The sequence below is a fragment of the Streptomyces sp. NBC_01283 genome, from assembly GCF_041435335.1.
Taxonomy (GTDB): Bacteria; Actinomycetota; Actinomycetes; order Streptomycetales; family Streptomycetaceae; genus Streptomyces.
Window position 1 is genome coordinate 6,787,451 of record NZ_CP108430.1, and the last position, 18,759, is coordinate 6,806,209.

At 70.5% G+C, this 18,759-nt stretch carries 14 protein-coding genes; 9 read left to right on the forward strand and 5 right to left on the reverse strand.

All coding sequences use genetic code 11. The features are described from left to right. Positions 1-67: 67 nt before the first annotated feature. Positions 68-1,840 carry a beta-galactosidase family protein gene (locus tag OG302_RS30725; RefSeq protein ID WP_371750283.1) on the reverse strand — a complete coding sequence of 591 codons (1,773 nt, stop codon included), beginning with the start codon at positions 1,838-1,840 and terminating at the stop codon, positions 68-70. Positions 1,841-1,969: 129 nt separating this feature from the next. Between OG302_RS30725 and OG302_RS30730 the strand changes: the two genes are divergently transcribed. The 6 genes from OG302_RS30730 to OG302_RS30755 all read left to right on the forward strand — a co-directional run bounded on the left by OG302_RS30730 (position 1,970) and on the right by OG302_RS30755 (position 9,817). Beyond that, entirely contained in the window at positions 1,970-2,878 is a 909-nt protein-coding gene (locus OG302_RS30730; RefSeq protein ID WP_361826698.1) for an AraC family transcriptional regulator, read from the forward strand. An 11-nt stretch (positions 2,879-2,889) separates the two neighbouring features. After that, entirely contained in the window at positions 2,890-3,234 is a 345-nt protein-coding gene (locus OG302_RS30735) for a chorismate mutase (protein ID WP_361826696.1), read from the forward strand. Positions 3,235-3,319: 85 nt separating this feature from the next. Then, positions 3,320-5,833: an aminopeptidase N gene (gene pepN / locus OG302_RS30740; RefSeq protein WP_371529737.1), complete on the forward strand. Its 2,514-nt coding sequence runs from the start codon at positions 3,320-3,322 to the stop codon at positions 5,831-5,833. A gap of 124 nt (positions 5,834-5,957) precedes the next feature. Next, positions 5,958-6,803: an NAD(P)H-binding protein gene (locus OG302_RS30745; RefSeq protein ID WP_371529738.1), complete on the forward strand. Its 846-nt coding sequence runs from the start codon at positions 5,958-5,960 to the stop codon at positions 6,801-6,803. Between the two features lie 168 nt (positions 6,804-6,971). After that, positions 6,972-8,375: an aspartate aminotransferase family protein gene (locus OG302_RS30750; RefSeq protein ID WP_371529739.1), complete on the forward strand. Its 1,404-nt coding sequence runs from the start codon at positions 6,972-6,974 to the stop codon at positions 8,373-8,375. Beyond that, a complete protein-coding gene (locus OG302_RS30755; RefSeq protein WP_371529740.1) occupies positions 8,372-9,817 on the forward strand; it encodes a lysine N(6)-hydroxylase/L-ornithine N(5)-oxygenase family protein in 1,446 nt (481 codons plus the stop codon). The genes OG302_RS30750 and OG302_RS30755 overlap by 4 nt, the downstream gene beginning before the upstream one ends. Positions 9,818-9,844: 27 nt before the next feature. Here the strand turns inward: OG302_RS30755 and OG302_RS30760 are convergent, their stop codons facing one another. Continuing rightward, complete coding sequence (locus tag OG302_RS30760) at positions 9,845-10,240, reverse strand: hypothetical protein (RefSeq protein ID WP_371529741.1); 396 nt, start codon at positions 10,238-10,240, stop codon at positions 9,845-9,847. A 104-nt stretch (positions 10,241-10,344) separates the two neighbouring features. On the opposite strand from OG302_RS30760, the gene OG302_RS30765 reads away from it, so the two are divergent. Beyond that, positions 10,345-11,544, forward strand: a complete 1,200-nt coding sequence (locus OG302_RS30765) for a GDSL-type esterase/lipase family protein (RefSeq protein WP_371529742.1) — start codon at positions 10,345-10,347, stop codon at positions 11,542-11,544. Here the strand turns inward: OG302_RS30765 and OG302_RS30770 are convergent. Further along, complete coding sequence (locus OG302_RS30770; protein ID WP_371529743.1) at positions 11,541-13,346, reverse strand: bifunctional UDP-sugar hydrolase/5'-nucleotidase; 1,806 nt, start codon at positions 13,344-13,346, stop codon at positions 11,541-11,543. The two genes, OG302_RS30765 and OG302_RS30770, sit on opposite strands and share 4 nt — an antisense overlap. 147 nt (positions 13,347-13,493) lie before the next feature. Between OG302_RS30770 and OG302_RS30775 the strand changes: the two genes are divergently transcribed. Both OG302_RS30775 and pyk read left to right on the forward strand, forming a co-directional pair. After that, a complete protein-coding gene (locus tag OG302_RS30775) occupies positions 13,494-14,207 on the forward strand; it encodes an SIMPL domain-containing protein (protein WP_371529744.1) in 714 nt (237 codons plus the stop codon). 167 nt (positions 14,208-14,374) lie between these two features. Then, positions 14,375-15,811 carry a pyruvate kinase gene (gene pyk, locus OG302_RS30780; RefSeq protein ID WP_371529745.1) on the forward strand — a complete coding sequence of 479 codons (1,437 nt, stop codon included), beginning with the start codon at positions 14,375-14,377 and terminating at the stop codon, positions 15,809-15,811. Between the two features lie 68 nt (positions 15,812-15,879). Here pyk and OG302_RS30785 read toward each other — a convergent pair whose 3' ends face one another. Then, a complete protein-coding gene (locus OG302_RS30785) occupies positions 15,880-17,787 on the reverse strand; it encodes an alkyl/aryl-sulfatase (RefSeq protein ID WP_371529746.1) in 1,908 nt (635 codons plus the stop codon). A gap of 130 nt (positions 17,788-17,917) precedes the next feature. After that, positions 17,918-18,685 (reverse strand): transcriptional regulator, encoded by a 768-nt coding sequence (locus tag OG302_RS30790; protein WP_371529747.1) that lies wholly within the window; start codon positions 18,683-18,685, stop codon positions 17,918-17,920. Positions 18,686-18,759 lie beyond the last annotated feature (74 nt).

Sequence of the window (18,759 nt, forward strand, 5' to 3'; positions counted from 1 at the left end):
AAGACGCCATGAAGAAGCCGGAGAGGCCCTCCGCGGCCTCTCCGGCTCAACCAGTCCCCTACGGCCCCTACGGCATGCGCGGGACCGGGGAGAGCGAGAGCTCCCCGGCACCCGCCCCCTCCATCTCGAGCACCCACACCTCGTTCACGCCCTCCCGCAGCACCGGCCCGGGAACGAACAGCGAACCCTGCGGGCCCACCGACCAGTAGCGGCCCACATTGAAGCCGTTCACCCAGACGAACCCCCGCCTCCAGGAAGGGAGTTCGACGACCGCGTCCCCCGGCCGCCCCGCCACCTCCACCGTGCCCCGGTACAGGCCGGGCAGACCCGCAGCCGCATCTGTGGACGCCGGAACGCCCCGCACGGCCGACGGCACGTCGAACGCGTCGAGCCGCAGCCCCCTGGCCGCCACCCCGTGCAGATACTGCCGCTCGTGCAGCACCCCGCCGGTGATGCCCTTCGTCTCCCCGGTCCGCGGCCCGTAGTTGACCCTCCCCAGGGACTCCACCCAGAGCTCCACGCGCGCGTGCCCCGCGACGGGCTCGGGGAGCGCCGGCTCCGCCTCGCTGAGGACACCGGCCCGCACCCCGTCCACGTACACCACGGCCAGGTCCCGCAGCCCCCGCACCCGCAGTGGATACGGCCGCCGCGGGCCCGGCACCGTCACCGTGTACTGGACCAGGCCGCGGTCGACATCGAGCTCCTCGAAGGTGGGCGGCACGGCGTACTCCGCCAGAGGACCGCCGAGCGACTCCATGACCGCGGACAACGGCGCCCACTCCGTGAGGGCGACCCGAGCGGACTCCCCGAGCGCAGGCAGCGGCGCGGGCGGCTCCGGCAGCGGGCCGTCCGCGTACGCGGCGAGCACCTCGCGGAAGAGCCAGAACTTCTCCGTGGGACGCCCGGCCTCGTCGATGGGCGCGTCATAGTCGTACGAGGTGACGTCCGGCTCCAGGACACCGTCATGGAGCGCGCCACCGCCCCGGTTCGCCCCCGCCCACCCGGCGAAGTTCGTGCCACCGTGCGCCATGTAGAGGTTCACCGACGCCCCGCACTCCAGGATCTCGCGCAACGCGTCCGCGGCGTCGGCGGCCCCCCGCGTGACATGCTCCGCGCCCCAGTGGTCGAACCAGCCGCACCAGAACTCCATGCACATCAACGGCCCCTTGGAACGGTGCCTGCGCAGCGTCTCGAAGCCCGCACGGGCCTGCGAGCCGAAGTTGGCCGTCGCCAGGATGCCGGGAACGGACCCACCCGTCAGCATGTGGTCCTCGGGGCCGTCGGACGTGAACAGCGGCACGGTGACGCCCTCGGCGCGCAGCAGATCGGCGAGATGACGGAGGTAGACCTGGTCCGAGCCGTAGCTGCCGTACTCGTTCTCCACCTGCACCATGACCACCGGGCCGCCCCGGTCGTGCTGGCGCGGGACGACCTCCCCCAGGAGGCGGCCGAACCAGCGGTCCACATGCCCCAGATACTCCGCGTCACGGGTCCGCGCCCGCGGACCCACCGCACCCGTCAGCCAGTGCGGAAGCCCGCCGTTCTCCCACTCGGCGCAGATGTACGGGCCCGGCCGGACGATCGCCCACAGGCCCGCTTCGTGCGCCGCGTCCAGGAAGCGACCGAGCGCCCCCACGTCCCTGAACTCCCCGGGGCGCGGCTCGTGCAGGTTCCACGGAACGTACGTCTCCACGCAGTTGAGCCCCATCGCCCGCAGCATCGCGAGGCGGTGGCCCCACTGCGCCTCGTGCACCCGGAAGTAGTGCAGCGCACCGGACAGCAGCCGTACGGGCCGCCCGTCCAGTTCGAAATCGTCCTCGCCCACCCTGAAGCCGTTCATCGTGTCCCTCTCGCTCACGTACTGCTCCGCCACGATCACCTCTGGCGGGCGGCAGGGTCCATGGACAAAGATCTAGGCGGGTTGGACGCAGCGAGCGGGCCGCGGCCCGGATGAAAGGGGCATCAGCGGATGTACCACACGTGGATGCGGTATTTCACGCCGAGCCCGGCCCACCACCGCCTCGGCCTCGCCTGCCTCGGCGTCGGCCTGCAGCACGGCCTCCTGCCGACCGTGGGCCCGCGCACCCTCGACCACCACGTCGCGGTCGTCGTGAGCGCGGGCGGCGGCTGGTTCCAGGGCCCCGACGGCCGGCGCACGACGGTGACGGCGCCCGCGCTGATCTGGCTCACCCCCGGAGTGCGCCACCACTACGGGCCCGACCCGGAGAGCGGCTGGGACGAGTGCTTCGTCGACTTCACCGGGCCCGCCACGGCGACGTACACCGAACTCGGCTACATAGAACCCAGCCGGCCCGTGGTGCCGCTCTCCGACGCCACCGGGGCGCGGGCCGCCGTCGGGCGCATCGCGCGCGCCGCACGCCGCGGCAACCCGCTCCTGGAGGTCGAGACGGGCGCCGCCGTCCACGAACTCCTCGTCGCGCTGCGCAGGGCCCGCGCCGACATCGCCCCCGACGGCGACCCCGTCCTCCAGGCACTGGCCCGCGATGCCTTCCAGCCACTTTCCGTCGCCGAGCACGCGGCACGGCACGGCATGACACCCGCGGAGCTGCGCACGGCGGTGCGCAGGGGCGCGGGCTGCAGCCCCAAGGACTACCTCCTCGGCATCCGCCTGGGCCGCGCCAAGGAACTCCTCGCCGCCACGGAACTGCCGGTCGCGGCCGTCGCGCGCCGCGTCGGCTACGACGACCCCGCGTACTTCTCGCGGCTGTTCACACGCCGCGTGGGCACGGCACCCGTCCGCTTCCGCGAGCAGCAGGGGCGTGCCGTCCCGGGCGGCTGGTCGCAGCAGATCCCCGACCCGGACCACCCGCCGATTTTGCGCTCTTCCGCCGTCGGCGGCGAAGGACCGGCAACGTAGGCTCGTCGACCATGACCACCAGCCACACAAGTGACGCGAACGGCGCCGGGGCCACAGACGCCACGGACGCAGCCGTGGCCGCCGAGCTGTCCCGCCTGCGCGACAGCATCGACAACATCGACGCCGCCGTCGTCCACATGCTCGCCGAGCGCTTCAAGTGCACCCAGCAGGTCGGCCACCTCAAGGCCAACCACCACCTGCCGCCCGCCGACCCGGCCCGCGAGGCCCGCCAGATCGCGCGCCTGCGCGAGCTCGCGGAGAACGCGAAGCTCGATCCGGCGTTCGCCGAGAAGCTCCTGAACTTCATCATCGCGGAGGTCATCCGCCACCACGAGACGATCGCCAAGTCGTCGTGACGCGGGCCCGCGGCATCGCTCAGGGCTGAGCCCCGATGTCCGGGCACCCCGCATGACCGGCGCGGGGATCAGGCAGCATGGACCCATGTCCGTCCTGACGCGCGACGAAGCGCAGACCCGAGCCCGGCTCATCGAGGTCCAGCGGTACACGGTCGAGCTCGACCTGACCCGCGGGACCGAGACCTTCGACTCCCGTACCGTCATCCGGTTCACGGCGCTCGGGGAGCCCGCGGCCACGGTCGACACCTTCGTCGAGGTCAAGCCCGCCGAGCTGCGCTCCGTCACCCTGGACGGGCAGGCGATCGACCCGGCGCGCCTCGACGGGAACCGGCTCGCGCTCACCGGGCTCACCGCGGGCGAACACGAACTGCGCGTCGACGCGGCCATGCGCTACTCGCACACCGGCGAGGGCATGCACCGCTTCACCGACCCCACGGACGGCGAGACGTACACGTACACGCAGCTGTTCATGGAGGACGTACAGCGCGTCTTCGCCGCCTTCGACCAGCCCGACCTGAAGTCCGTATTCGAGCTGACCGTCACCGCCCCCGAAGGCTGGACCGTCCTCGCGAACGGCGTCACCGAGCACGTCGGCGGCGGCACCTGGCGCGCCGCCGCCACCCCGCTGATCTCCACGTACCTCGTCGCCGTCGCCGCGGGCCCCTGGCACTCGGTGCACACCGAACACCGCGGCCTGCCCTTCGGCATCCACTGCCGCCGTTCACTCGCGCCCTTCCTGGACGCCGACGCCGACGAGATCCTCGACGTGACGCGCGCCTGCTACGACCGCTACCACGAGAAGTTCGAGGAGCCCTACCCCTTCGACTCGTACGACCAGGCGTTCGTCCCGGAGTTCAACGCGGGCGCGATGGAGAACCCCGGGCTCGTCACCTTCCGCGACGAGTTCATCTACCGCTCCGCCGTCACCGAGACCGAGCGGCAGACCCGCGCCATGGTCATCGCGCACGAGATGGCCCACATGTGGTTCGGCGACCTCGTCACCCTGCGATGGTGGGACGACATCTGGCTGAACGAGTCCTTCGCCGAGTACATGGGCTTCCAGACCACGGCCGAGGCCACCCGCTTCACGGACACCTGGACGGACTTCGGCGTCGCCCGCAAGTCCTGGGGATACGACGCCGACCAGCGCCCCTCCACCCACCCCGTCGCGCCCGACCCGGACGCCGTGCCCGACACCGCCTCCGCGATGCTCAACTTCGACGGCATCTCGTACGCCAAGGGCGCGTCCGCCCTGCGCCAGCTCGTCGCCTGGCTCGGCGAGAAGGACTTCCTCGCCGGCATCAACACTCACATCGCCCGGCACAAGTTCTCCAACGCCACCCTCGCCGACTTCATCGAGTCCCTCGCCCACGCCACCGACCGCGACGTGCACGCCTGGGCCGACCAGTGGCTGCGCACCACCGGCGTCGACACCCTCACCCCGGCCGTCACGCACGACGCCCGCGAATGGACCCTGGCCGTCGACCGCGACGGCAGCCGCCCCCACCGCATCGCCGTAGGCGTGTACGACCGCGACCTCACCGACACCCAGGGCCTGGTCCTGCGCGAGCGCTACGAGAGCGACGTCCCGCACACCGGGACCGACACACCCCGCGACGGCGGCCGCCCCGCCCTGATCGTCCCGAACGACCAGGACCTCACGTACGCCAAGATCCGCCTCGACGAGGTCTCCATGGAGACGGCCCTGCGCAGCCTCTCCCGCGTCCCCGACGCCCTCACCCGCGCCGTCCTGTGGAACAGCCTGCGCGACATGGTCCGCGACGGCGAACTCGACGGCATGACCTACCTGGAGACGGCCCGCGCGCATCTGCCCGACGAGACCGACCTCGCCCTCGTCCAGGGCGTCCTCGCCTTCGCCACCACCCACATCGCGGGCCGCTTCCTGACCCCGGAGCGGCGGGCCGTCGCCCTCACCACCCTCACCGAACTGTGCCGCGACCTGATCCGGCGCACGGAGGACGGCTCACACCCGGGCCTGCGGCTCACCGCCGTGCGCGGCTTCATCGACGTGGCGACGCGCCCCGACCCGCTCCAGGAGTGGCTCTCCGAGGGCACCGTCCCCGGCGGCCCCGAGCTCGACCCCGAGCTGCGCTGGCGCGCCCTGACCCGCCTCGCCGTCCTGGGCACCGCCGACGAGTCCGCGATCGCCGCCGAGCTGGAGCGCGACCCCAGCGCCACCGGCCAGGAGGGCGCGGCCCGCTGCCGTGCCGCGTTGCCCGACCCGGAGGCCAAACGCCGCGCGTGGGAGGCGATGTTCGCCTCCGACGACCTCTCCAACTACCTCCTCACCGCCACCGCCCAGGGCTTCTGGCAGCCCGAACAGGCCGATCTCGTACGGGAGTACATCCCCCGCTACTACGAGGACGCGGTCGCCGTCGCCGCCCGGCGCGGCCCCGCCATCGCCGACGTCGCAGGACGGTGGGCCTTCCCGGCATCCGCGGTGGACGCCGAGACGCTCCGCCTGGGCGAGGAGTGCCTCCGCGGCGCCGACCTCATCCCCGCCCTGCGCCGCAAGCTGGCCGACCAACTGGATGACCTGGCACGGGCGTTGCGGGTGAGGGAGGCGACGGGGGTCTAACGTCCCGCCGGTTAGGGGGACTAGGTCCGGGGACCCATGCGGACCTGGTCCCAGCCGACGATCGCGCGGGCCCGCGGGCCCGCCTAGGCTCGAAGATCCGTCACGAGATCCTCAGGAGCCCGCAGTGATCGTCATCACCGGTGCCACCGGAAACGTGGGCCGCGCCCTCGCCGCCCAGCTCACCGCCGTGGAGGCCCCCGTCCGCGCGCTGACCCGCGATCCGCTGCGGGCACGCCTGCCCACCGGCGCCGAGGCGGCGCGCTTCGACCCCGCCGCCGAACCCGCGGACCTCGCCCCGCTGTTCGACGGCGCGTCCGCGCTGTTCCTGCACGCGGCGGCCGTCGGCGAGCACGGCGACGCGGTCCTCGCGGCGGCCCGCGAGGGCGGCGTCCGGCACGTCGTCATGCTGTCGTCGGGAATCATCGCAAAGGGCGCCGACGAGACCAACCCCATCTACGTCATGCACGCGGACCTGGAGGAGCGGGTGCGCCGCAGCGGTCTCGCCCCGACCTTCCTGCGGCCCAACGCCTTCGCCACCAACTCCTTCCAGTGGGCGGAGCAGATCCGCGCGGGCGACACCGTGCGCGGCCCCTTCGCGGGAGCCCTGACCGCGCCGATCCACGAGGCCGACATCGCCGCCGTCGCCGCCCGCGCCCTGCTGGACGACGGGCACCGCGGTCTCGCCCATCGCCTCACGGGGCCCGCCGCGGTGTCGACCGAGGAGCAGATACACGCCATCGGGCAGGCACTCGGGCGCGACCTGCAATTCGTCGAGGTGCCGCCGGAGGACGTGACCGCGGACATGTTCCCGCACGTCCCCGCGGGGATGCTGCCGGCCATCCTGGCGGCCTTCGCCGCCACCGTCGGTGTCGCGCCGGAGATCACCTCCACGGTGGAGACGGTGACGGGCACACCGGCGCGGACCTTCACCGAGTGGGCAGGGGACCACGCGGACGACTTCCGGGCCTGAGCCACCGGCGAGTCATGAGGGGCGCTTAGCACCCCTGCCCGTGCCGACACGCTTTCTCCGCGCGGCAGTACCACTTTCGGGTTCGGATCGTTGTGCTCCCCGGGCGTGCCGTCAATTCGGCAGACAGGCTGGTTGTCCCCGCCCGAGCGCACCCGAAGGACGTCGCCCATGAGCACTCCGCCGCCCCTCGCCGGAGGAGCCCAAGGCCCTGACGCGCTGCGGCCGTTGCTCACCGCCGCCCTCGACGCCCTGCGCACCGGGGCGACCGCCCGCGGGGGACCGCTCCCTGCGGGCGGTCCCACCGCGGTGGCCGCCCGGGTGCGCGAAGCCACCGGCGAGATCCTGCCCGACCGGGGCACGGGCGCCGAAGCGGCCCTGCGCACGCTCGTCCACGCGCTCGCCGAGGGGGCCGCCGACCCCGCGGACGCCCTGTGCGCCGCCCATCTGCACTGCCCGCCGCTCGCCCTGGCCGTCGCCGCCGACCTGGCCGCCTCCGCGCTCAACCCCTCGATGGACTCCTGGGACCAGGCGCCCGCCGCCTCGGAGATCGAGGCCCTGGTCACCCGCGCGCTGGCCGCCGAGGCCTACGGAACCGGCAACGGAACCGGCAGGGGAGACGCCCTCGTCACCACCGGCGGCACCGAAGCCAACCAGCTCGCCCTGCTCCTGGCCCGCGAGCGCACCGCCGCGCACGGCCCCGTCCAGCTCGTCGTCGGCGAGAACGCCCACCACTCGCTCGGCCGCGCCGCCTGGCTCCTCGGCATGCCGGACCCCGTCACCGTGCCCGCGCCCGCCGGCGCCCTCGACCCCGCCGCGCTCGACGAAGCGCTCTCCCAACTCACCGGGCCGCCCGGCTCGTTCCTCGTCGCCGCCACCGCGGGCACCACCGACGCCGGACTCATCGACCCCCTAGACCAGATCGCCGACCTCTGCGCGGAGCACGGCGCCCGACTGCACGTCGACGCCGCATACGGCGGTCCGCTCCTCTTCAGCGGCGTACGAAGAGGGCTGCTGCACGGCATGGAGCGCGCCGACAGCATCACCTTCGACCTGCACAAGCTGGGCTGGCAGCCCGTCGCCGCCGGACTGCTCCTGGTCCGCGACCCGCACGACCTAGCGGCGCTCGGCCACCACGCCGACTACCTCAACGCGGACGACGACACCGAAGCGGGCCTCCCCGACCTCCTCGGGCGTTCCCTGCGCACCACGCGCCGACCCGACGTCCTGAAGATCGCCGTCACCCTCAAGGCCCTCGGGCGGACGGGCATCGGCGCACTCGTCGACCAGGTCTGCGACCAGGCAAAGGAGTTCGCGGCCCTCATCGCCACACACCCCGGCTTCGAGCTGTATGACCGGCCCGCCCTCAGCACGGTCCTGTTCCGTCCCCTCGGCGCCGACGACGACCACATCGCGTACGTCAGGCGCGAACTGCTCGGCCAGGGCCGCGCCGTCCTCGGGCGGGCCACGATCGACGGACGCCGCTGGCTCAAGGCCACCCTGCTCAACCCGCACACCCGGCCCGGCGACCTCGCCGAGATCCTGAAGCTCGTGGAAGGAACCACCCCCCGATGACCGGCCAGAACGACAAGCCCGCCCCGCCGCTCACCACCCCCGAGGACCCCCGGGACCTGGTCGGCATCGGCATCGGCCCGTTCAACCTCTCCCTCGCCGCCCTCGCCCAGCCCCTGGCCGGACTCGACGCCGCCTTCTACGAACAGCGGCCCGCCTTCCACTGGCACCCCGGGCTCCTCATCGACGGCGCCAGTCTCCAAGTGCCGTTCCTCGCCGACCTGGTGACCCTCGCCGACCCGGCGAACCCCTGGTCGTTCCTCAGCTACCTCAAGACCCGTGAGCGGCTCTTCCCCTTCTACTTCGCCGAGCGGTTCCACATCCAGCGCGCCGAGTACGACGCGTACTGCCGCTGGGTCAGCGAGAACCTGACCTCGCTGCACTTCGGGCACCAGATCGACGCGGTGCGCTGGAACCCCGAACGCGACCTCTTCGAGGTCGACTTCACGCAGCTCGACGCCGAAGGGGAGGCCGAGGCGCTCGGCCGTACGTACACGAAGAACATCGCCGTCGGCGTCGGCACCGCGCCCCACATCCCCGAACCGCTCAAGCCCCTCGCGGACGCCCCCACCGTCCCCGTGATCCACTCCGCGGACTATCTCCTGCACCGCGACCGGCTGCTCGCCGCCGAGCACATCACCGTCATCGGCTCCGGCCAGTCCGGCGCCGAAGTCTTCCTCGACCTGCTCAAGCACCGCCCGGTGGGCGCCGAGAAGATCCACTGGCTGGCCCGCACCGAGGCCTTCGCGCCCATGGAGTACTCCAAGCTCGGCCTGGAGCACTTCACCCCCGACTACACCCGCTACTTCCACTCCCTGCCCGAAGCCGTGCGTGACGGACTCGTCCCCCACCAGTGGCAGCTCCACAAGGGCATCGACGCCGACACCATCGCCGCCATCCACGACGAGCTCTACCAGCGCACCCTGCACGGCGGCTGGCCCGACGCCGTCCTCACCCCCGGCGTCTCCGTGCGCACCGCGGGCCGCGTCGCCACCACCCGCGTGGAACTCCACCTGGAACACCTCCAGCAGGGCACCCGCTCCCGCCTCACCACCGACGCCGTCGTGCTCGCCACCGGCTACCGCGAACGCCCCCTCGACCAGCTCCTCGCGGGCCTCGACCCCTACATGCGCCGGGACTCCTCGGAGCGCCCCCGGGTCGACGAGCGGTACCGCCTCGTCCTCGACCCCTCCGTCACCGGCACCGGCAGCAACGTCTACGTACAGAACGCCGAACGCCACACCCATGGCGTCGGCGCCCCCGACCTCGGCCTCGCCGCCTGGCGCAGCGCCACCATCCTCAACGCCCTGACGGGGGATTCCCCTTACCCCCTCCCGCAGCGCACCGCGTTCACCAGCTTCGGCCTCCAGGCGCCGGAGGGCCGCACCTCCGCCGTCGGCCGCATCGGCGAGCAGCGCGGGAATCTCGTACGCCTCAAGGGATGACCCGCAGGGCCGGTCTCAGGGCCGACCTCATGGCCGGAGGAGTTCCAGCTCCCCGATGGGCGCGATCACTTGCCGTGTCCTCGGGCACGACCAGACCGCGAGCCCCTTCACCACCCCGGCCCGCAGCGGATGCGAGTCGGGGTGCACGGGGCACTCCGGCCACACCGCGGGCTTCAGCCGGGCGCACAGCTCCTCGACCGCCCAGTCCTGCACCTGGTCCGCGACGTCCGCGACCTGCTCCGCCGCGCTGTCGTGCGCCGCGACCGAGACGCCCTGCCCCGACCCGTCGGACGCGTACACCATGACCACGTCCTCGCCCAGGCCCAGGAAATCCGTCTCCTCGCGCACCGTGGCCCGCACGGCGCACGTGGCCGCGAGATCCCGGAGCACAGGGTCGAGTGCTGTCCCAAGTGCGTCATCCATGACCGGAATTGTCCGCCCCCAAGCGCCGTCGCGCCGCTGAATATTCCTGCGCGAAAAACGGCCGACGGCGAAATACCGGAGCCGTCGGACCTGTTCGGACGAGCATGATCACCGACTCCACGCCCTCCTGGACCGCAGCCTTCCGCTCCGCCGTCGTCAGCTCCCACGAGCGCATCGACCTCTTCGAACTCCGCGCCTTCTCCGGCCAGACCCTCCGCCAGATCATCCGGCTCGACGGCGGCGGCAGCGCCCTCCGCATCCGCCTCAGCAACCGCTACGGCAAGGAACCCCTCCACATCGGCGGCGCCCGCCTCGCCAGACGCACCGAAGGCAGCGGCATCGAGTCCGGAAGCGATGTGCCCCTGCGCGTCGGGGGCGCCGAGGACTTCACCGTCGCGGTCGGCGAGGAGGTCGTCAGCGACGCCATCGAGGGCGCCGTGGCCGCCGGTGACGAACTGGCCCTCAGCCTCTGGCTGCCCGAGGACACCGGCCTGTCCACCTACTCGGCGGTCCCGCTGCGCACCGGCTACGCCGTGCCCGGCAACGCGCTCTCCGCACCCACCTTCGACGGCGCCGAAGGCCTGGAGGAGCTCGCGACCCGCCACTTCATCAGCGGCGCCGACGTCCTCGCTCCCGCGGGCACGCCCGTCATCGTCGCCTTCGGAGACTCCTGGTTCGAGGGCACGGGCACCACGCCCGACACCGACCACCGCTTCCCCGACCTGCTCAACGACCGGCTGCGGGCGGCCGGGAGCGAGGGCTGGGTGGTGAACCAGGGCCTGTCCGCCAACCGGCTGCTCACCGACGAGATCGGCGAACACGCCCTGGCCCGCCTGGAGCGCGACGCCCTGGACGTGCCCGGCGTCACCCACGTCCTGGTCCACTTCGGCCTGAACGACCTCGGCATCCCGGGCCAGGAGGCCTACCCCGACCCCGCGCCCGTCCCCTCGGCCGCCGAGCTCATCACCGGCCTCACCGCCCTCGCGGACCGCCTGCACGCGGCGGGCCTCACCGCGATCGTGACCACCGTCGGCCCGTACAAGGACACGATCTTCGACGGATACTCCACCCCCGAGGGCGTGGCCGTCGCCCGCGAGGTCAACGACTGGATCCGGGGCGCCGAAAGCCCCTACGACGCCTACGCCGACCTCGCCGCCGCCGTCGCGGACCCGGCCGACCCCGACCGGATCCACGACGACTACGACAGCGGCGACGGCCTGCACGTCAACGACGCCGGCGCACAGGCCCTCGCCGACGCCGTCGACCTCACGACCCTCAAGGGCCGCCAGCTTCTGAACGCCTAGAAGACCGGCGTGCCGTCCCGGGTCAGCTTCCAGTCCACCGACGCGAACTGGCCCGGGTCGACCGTCCCCTTCGCCCGCACCCACTGGATGATCGTGTTCCGGATCTCGTCCGAGTTCGCCCACAGCTGCTTGGCGCCCGGCACATGCGGGAAGTTCCCGCCACCGCTCGCACGGTAGTTGTTCACCGCGAGCACGAACTCGGCCTTCGGATCGAGCTCCTTGCCCTCGAAGCTCAGCTTCGCGATGCGCGAGCCCACCGGCTTGGCGATGTCGATCTCGTACGTCACGCCGTACAGCGCGTCGTAGTTGTAGTCCGGCGTGTTGCCGGCGTTCGTCAGCTTCGCCGGGTCCACCGGGGCGCCGGCCGCCGTCTGCACGTAGTAGCGCGCCGAGAACTCCAGATAGTCCTTGAGCTGCGCGCCCGTGATGAGCCGCGCCTCCAGGGTGTTCTCGAACGGGTAGAGCCCCGCCGCGTCCTTGATCGTCACCTCGCCCGCCGGGATCCCCGCCGTCCGCGAGAAGCACGAGGCCTGCGAGAGCACGGGCAGCGCCGCGTACTGGCCGCCCTTGAGCGCCTCCTTGACCGTCTCCGCCTGGACGTGGCTGATCAGGTCGATGATCGCGACGTCCTTGTACGGGCCCTCGGCCGTGCTCATCGCCTGCGTCGAGGTGCCGATGACCTGGTTGACGTACGCGACGACCTTCTTGTGCTCGTCGGAAAGGAGGCGGGTGACCTTCTTGTCCTCCGCCGCCGTGTTCGAGTTGAGGACCTTCGCGCCGACCTTCTCCACCGTCCAGCAGCCCTTCGACCACACCAGATCGAAGTCGAAGAGCGTCAGACGCTGGCCCCACTTCAGCGGCTCGGACAGGACGACCTTCTTGCCGGTCTTCTTGTTCTCCACGAAGTACTCGGGGATCTCCGTGTGCGCGTGCCCCACCAGGATCGCGTCGATACCGGGCACCTGCTCGGCCACCAGACCCGCCGCGTTCTCGATGTACGGGAGCTGGTCACCGTACGAGGACGTGCCGCTGGAGCCGGAGTGCGCCGAGACGATCACGACGTCGGCGCCCATGGAGCGCAGCTTCGGCACCCACTTCGCCGCCTGCTCCTCCAGGCCCGGGAACGTCATCTTGCCCTGCACGTTCGCCTTGTCCCAGATCGCGATGCCGGGGTTCGTCAGACCGAGGACCGCCACCTTCACGTCACGGCCGTGCGGGGTGCGCAGACGCTTCATGAAGTACGGCGGGAAAGCGGGCTTCTGCGTCTTCGCGTCCAGGGCATTGGCGCCGAGCAGCGGGAAATCGCACTGCTCCTCGAACTTCCGCAGCACGGGAATGCCGTAATTGAACTCGTGGTTTCCCAGCGCCGCCGCGTCGTAACCGATGCTGTTCATCGCCTGCGCCATCGGATGGACCGGGCCGTGCTCGGCCGTGATCGGGTCGATTTTCGCGTAGTAATACGAGAGCTGAGTGCCCTGAATGGTGTCGCCCGCGTCGATGAGGAGCGTGTTGCGGCGGCCTCTCTCCTCGCGGATCTCGTTCACGAGCGTGGAGATCTTCGCCAGGCCCACATCGTTGTGGTCCTTGTCGTCGAACTCCTTGTCCGTGAAGTAGTCCCAGTTGAAGACATTGCCGTGCAGGTCCGTCGTGCCCATGACGGTGAACGAATACCGCTTCTTCCGCCGGGCGGGCTTCCCGGAGGCCTGCGCCGACACGGAGGGCGCGGCGGCCACGCCGCCCGCGAGCGCCACCCCCGTGGCGGCGGCGGACTTGCCCAGGAACTTCCGGCGGTTCAGCGGCATTTCGTACTCCCCTTTGGACCCTGTGGGCCTGTGATCGACCGATGTAACGCGCGTAGATTCTGACCCCGACCACACCACCGGCAACAGACCCCGCAGGTTTCGATCCGATGACTGTCCGGTGCCGCCCCCCAGTGCGAGAGTGGCCGCATGGACGAGACCACCCCCACCCCGGCCCCCTACGGCACCCCCGGCGCCCCCCGCCTGGCAGTGAAAGGCGAAGCCCACCTCGAGGTCGACCCCGAGATCGCCCGCATCGGCATCACCGTCAGCGCCCGCGGCACCGACCGACGCGACGCCCTGAACGACCTGACGCGCCGCAACGCCACCGTCATCGACCTCGTGAAGACCTACGGCGAATCCGTCGAGACCCTGGAGACCGGCGCCTTCTCCATCAGCCCCGAACTCACCAAACACGGCCGCGGCGAACGCATCCGCGCCTACCACGGCCGGGTCCACATCACCGCCGAACTCACCGACTTCACCGCACTCGGAGAGCTCACCACACGCCTCGCCGACCTCGAACTCACCCGCGTCGACGGCCCCTACTGGGCCCTGCGCCCCGACTCGCCCACCCGCCGCGACGCCCGCCAGCAGGCCGTCAGGGAAGCGGTACAACGCGGCAGGGAGTACGCGGAGGCGCTGGGGACCACACTCGCCGCCCTCGTCGAGCTCGCCGACATCGGCGCCGAGAACGCCCAGCCCTTGGGCTACGGCGCCCCGGCACCCGCCATGCGCACCGTCGCGTACGGAGGCGCGCCCGACATGGGCCAGGAAACCGCCGCCCTCGACCTCGAACCCCAGCGGCAGCACGTCTACGCACAAGTCAACGCGCGCTTCACCATGACACCGCCGAGGCTGTAGTCACGGGGGCTCGCAAGAGTTGTGGACACCGCGGGGCGCCCCGTGAATCGCTCATCAGAGCAGCGCCCCGCACAATTCAACACTTGTCAATAACCTTTCACGCAGAGGTTGTTGAGTAGTCATGCTCAGCCAATTCTCTACCGGCCGGTAAGGCCTAGGCTCGAAACATGCGCCGAGCAAAAATCGTCTGCACCCTGGGCCCCGCCACCGACTCGTACGACCAGATCAAGGCACTGGTCGAAGCCGGAATGGACGTAGCCCGCTTCAACCTCAGCCACGGCACGTACGCCGAGCACGAGGAGCGCTACCAGCGCGTACGGAAGGCCTCCGACGAGACGGGCCGCAGCGTCGGCATCCTCGCCGACCTTCAAGGCCCGAAGATCCGCCTCGGCCGCTTCAGCGAAGGACCCGTACTCCTCGAACGGGGCGACGAGTTCACCATCACCGTCGAAGAGGGCGTCGAGGGCGACCGCCAGACCTGCGGCACGACCTACGACGGCCTCGCCGACGACGTCACCCCCGGCGAGCGCATCCTCGTCGACGACGGCAAAGTGACCCTGGAGGTCACCGCGGTCGACGGGCCCCGCGTCACCACCACCGTGGTCGAGGGCGGCATGGTCTCCGACCACAAGGGACTCAACCTCCCCGGCGTCGCCGTCTCCGTCCCCGCCCTCTCCGACAAGGACGAGGCAGACCTGCGCTGGGCCCTGCGTTCAGGATTCGACGTCATCGCCCTCTCCTTCGTCCGCAGCGGACGCGACATCGAGGCCGTGCACCGCATCATGGACGAGGAAGGCCGCCGCCTCCCCGTCATCGCCAAAGTGGAGAAGCCACAGGCCGTCGAGGCCATCGACGACATCGTCGCCGCCTTCGACGCGATCATGGTCGCCCGCGGCGACCTCGGCGTCGAGATGCCCCTCGAACAGGTGCCGATCGTCCAGAAACGCGCCATCAAGCTCGCCAAACGGAACGCGAAGCCCGTCATCGTCGCGACCCAGATGCTCGACTCGATGATCGACAACTCCCGCCCCACCCGCGCCGAAGCCTCCGACGTCGCGAACGCCGTCATCGACGGCACCGACGCCGTGATGCTCTCCGGCGAGACCAGCGTCGGCAAGTACCCCATCGAGACGGTCCGCACGATGGGCCGCATCGTCGAGGCAGCCGAGGAAGACATCCTCGCCAAGGGCCTCCCGCCGCTCACCGAGCGGAACAAGCCCCGCACACAGGGCGGCGCCGTGGCCCGCGCAGCGGCCGAGATGGGCGACTTCCTCGGCGCCAAATTCCTCGTCGCCTTCACCCAGTCCGGCGACACCGTCCGCCGCCTCTCCCGCTACCGCTCACCCATCCCGCTGCTCGCCTTCACCCCGGACCGGTCCACCCGCTCCCAGCTCAACCTCACCTGGGGCGTGGAGACCTTCCTCGGCCCGCACGTCGAGTCCACCGACGCCATGGTCCGCCAGGTCGACGAGCTCCTCCTCAAATACGGGCGCTGCGAGAAGGGCGACGTGGTGGTCATCACCGCGGGCTCCCCGCCCGGAGTCGCGGGCTCCACCAACCTCGTACGCATCCACCACATCGGCGAGGACGACAGCCCCAAGTAAGTCGATGGTGTACGGGAGTCGAGGGGCCGCTTCGGGGGGAGCGGCCCCTCGCTTTTGTGCGAGCGAGTCTAGGGCGTCACGATCGCGAAATTCGGGTCCGGCTTGTCCACCACGCCGAGCAGCTCGGCGAGGAGTTTCGCGTCCCCCTCGACCTTGATGTCACCGAGCCCCTTGCCGCCCAGCATCGCGAGCAGCTGAGGCTTGGTCATCGTCAGGGTGACGCCCGCGTCCGGGTCCTTCTTCGTGTCGCTGCGGTAGGTCAACACGCCGTTCCGCAACGTCAGATGCCAGGTCTTGCCCAGGGCCGGAAGGCTCCAGTCCATGCGCAGCTTCAGGTCCCACGCCTTCGGACCGTTCACGCGGACAGCCACCGAGTCGATCAATTGGTCCACGGAGAGTGCCATCAGCATGTCCGCACTCGCCACGGAGGTGGGGGAGTCCTGCACGCCTTCGCGCAGCTCCTGGGCGCCCGTCAGATAGAAGTTGCGCCACACGGCGTTCTCCGAGGCTTGCCCCAACATGACGTAGAGCTTGGCGAGTTCGGACTTGGCGGCCTTATGCCCGGGGTCCGCGAACACGACGTGATTGAGCAGCGTCACCGCGAACCGCAGATCACCGCTGCCCGCGAACGCCTTGGCCTTCGCGACCGTCGCCGTACGGCCCCCCATGGCCTTCACATACCGCTTGGCCTCCTCGACCGGCGGATGCTCCCACAGATGCGCGGGATTACCGTCGAACCAGCCCATGTACCGCTGATAAATGCCCTTCACGTTATGGCTCAGCGACCCGTAGTACCCACGGTTCGCCCATACGCCGGCCAGCGCGGGCGGCAACTCGATCTCCTCGGCGATCTCCCGCCCCGTCATCCCCGCATTGATCATCCGCAACGTCTGGTCATGCATGTACGCGTACAGATCCCGCTGCTGCTCAAGCAACTCCACGATCGTCTCCCCGCCCCACGTCGGCCAGTGATGCGAGGCAAAGGCGACATCCACCCGCCCGTCGAAGAGGACCACCGACTCGTTCAGGTAGTGCGCCCACTGCCGGGCGTCCCGCACCTGCGCGCCGCGCAGCGTGATGATGTTGTGCATCGTGTGGGTCGCGTTCTCCGCCATACAGACGGCACGCAACTCCGGCAGCACGAAATTCATCTCGGCGGGGGCCTCGGTCCCCGGCGTCATCTGGAACTCGAACCTCACCCCGTCGACCGTCTCGACCTGACCCGTCTCGGTGATGTCCTTGGTCGGCGGAATCAACCCGATCGACCCCAGGGACACGGTCTGCCCGAGCCCACAACCAATCTGCCCCACAGGCGACTTGGGCAGCAGCGCGCCGTACATGTACCCCGAGCGCCGCTGCATCGCCGTACCGGCGTAGACGTTCTCGGAGACGGCGTGCTCCATGAACCCGTCGGGCGCGAGGATCGGTACGCCGTCCTCGGCCCCGTCCGGTAGCACGCCGCGGCAGCCGCCGAAGTGATCGACGTGCGGATGGGTGTAGACGAGCCCGGTGACCTTCTTGTCGCCACGGTGCGCGCGGTACAGCTTGAGCGCGGCGGCCGCGGTCTCCGCGGAAATCAGCGGATCGATGACGACGACACCGGTGTCGCCCTCGATGATCGTCATGTTCGACAGATCAAGCCCACGCACCTGATAGACACGCTCAGTGACCTTGTAGAGCCCCTGCTTCGACACGAGCTGCGACTGCCGCCACAGACTCTTGTGCGCGGACCTGGGTGCGTCCTTCTTGAGGAAGTCATACGCGTCGGCGTCCCAGACGACCTGCCCCTTGGCATTCTTCACGACCCCAGGGGCGAGGGCGGCGATGAACCCCTTGTCGGCATCGGCGAAGTCGTCCCCGCCCTTGCTGGTGCCGTCGCGGTCGACTGCGGAAGCGGTGTGCGGGTTCATGGCCACGGCTGCCGCGGCAGCACCCGCGGCAGCGGCGACGAAGCTGCGCCGGTTCAAGGGAGTCATGCGGCCGAAGATCGCAGCGGGGTATGGGGCGGGGCAAGGGTTCGCCGCGGATTTGGGGCAGCTCCCAGGGAGGGCGGGGGAGGGGAGTGACGCGTCATATTGCGCGGGCGGGGTGGGGTTAGTACTCCGGTCAGTACTTGGGGCCTACGTGGGTGTCCATGAGGGCTACTGAGGCTTTGCGGGCGACGGAGATGTTGCGGTGGTTCGCCGCCTTCCATTCGACGCTGACCCTGTCCAGGGTGTCGGTGAAGAGCTGGATGATGTCGCCTGACAGATTGGTGAAGAAGTACCGGGGATACTCGTAGCGCTTGCGCTCACCGGCGACGATGCGGGTGGTCCAGTTGGTGATCCGGCAGCCGTCGGAGTGGATGAGGCCGCGGATGAACTCCCAGGGGTGGGCGTCGACGATCTCCTGCTGCCACAGTTCGAGGGCGATGACGCGCTCGTGCTTCTTGCCGGGTCCGTGTTGGGGGAAGAGACAGGGCCAGTGCTTGCTCCAGCAGGTGACGTACTGGCAGCCCTCGCTCTGGACGCGGCAGACCTGGTTGTCCGGACGTACTGACTGGATGGCGCTGGCGCAGGCTTCGATGAGACCGGGCCACGCGTCGGCGCACGCGATCCGCAGGGAGTGGACACCTCGCCTCTGGAAGCTGATGCAGCCGTCGCCGAGGTAGAGGCCGAGCAAGTAGGAGTAGGCGGCCGAGTCTTCGGGCTTTCTGGGAACGTCGCAGCACCTCGGACACGGAGCCGCCCGATTCATCCAGTCGAGCGGTTCGACGCGGGTCTGCCAGGAGCGGATCGCAGCGCGCGATATGCCGGTTTCCTTGCTGACGGAGTTCAGGCTGCGGCCTTGCCCGACCAGCACCAGGGCTCGCTTTCGCATGCCGATGTCGTACATATGGCTGAGCGTCGCTGGATCTTGCTGACCCTGTGGGGATTCGTAGGTGCGTTCACTGCGACGAGTGAAGATCG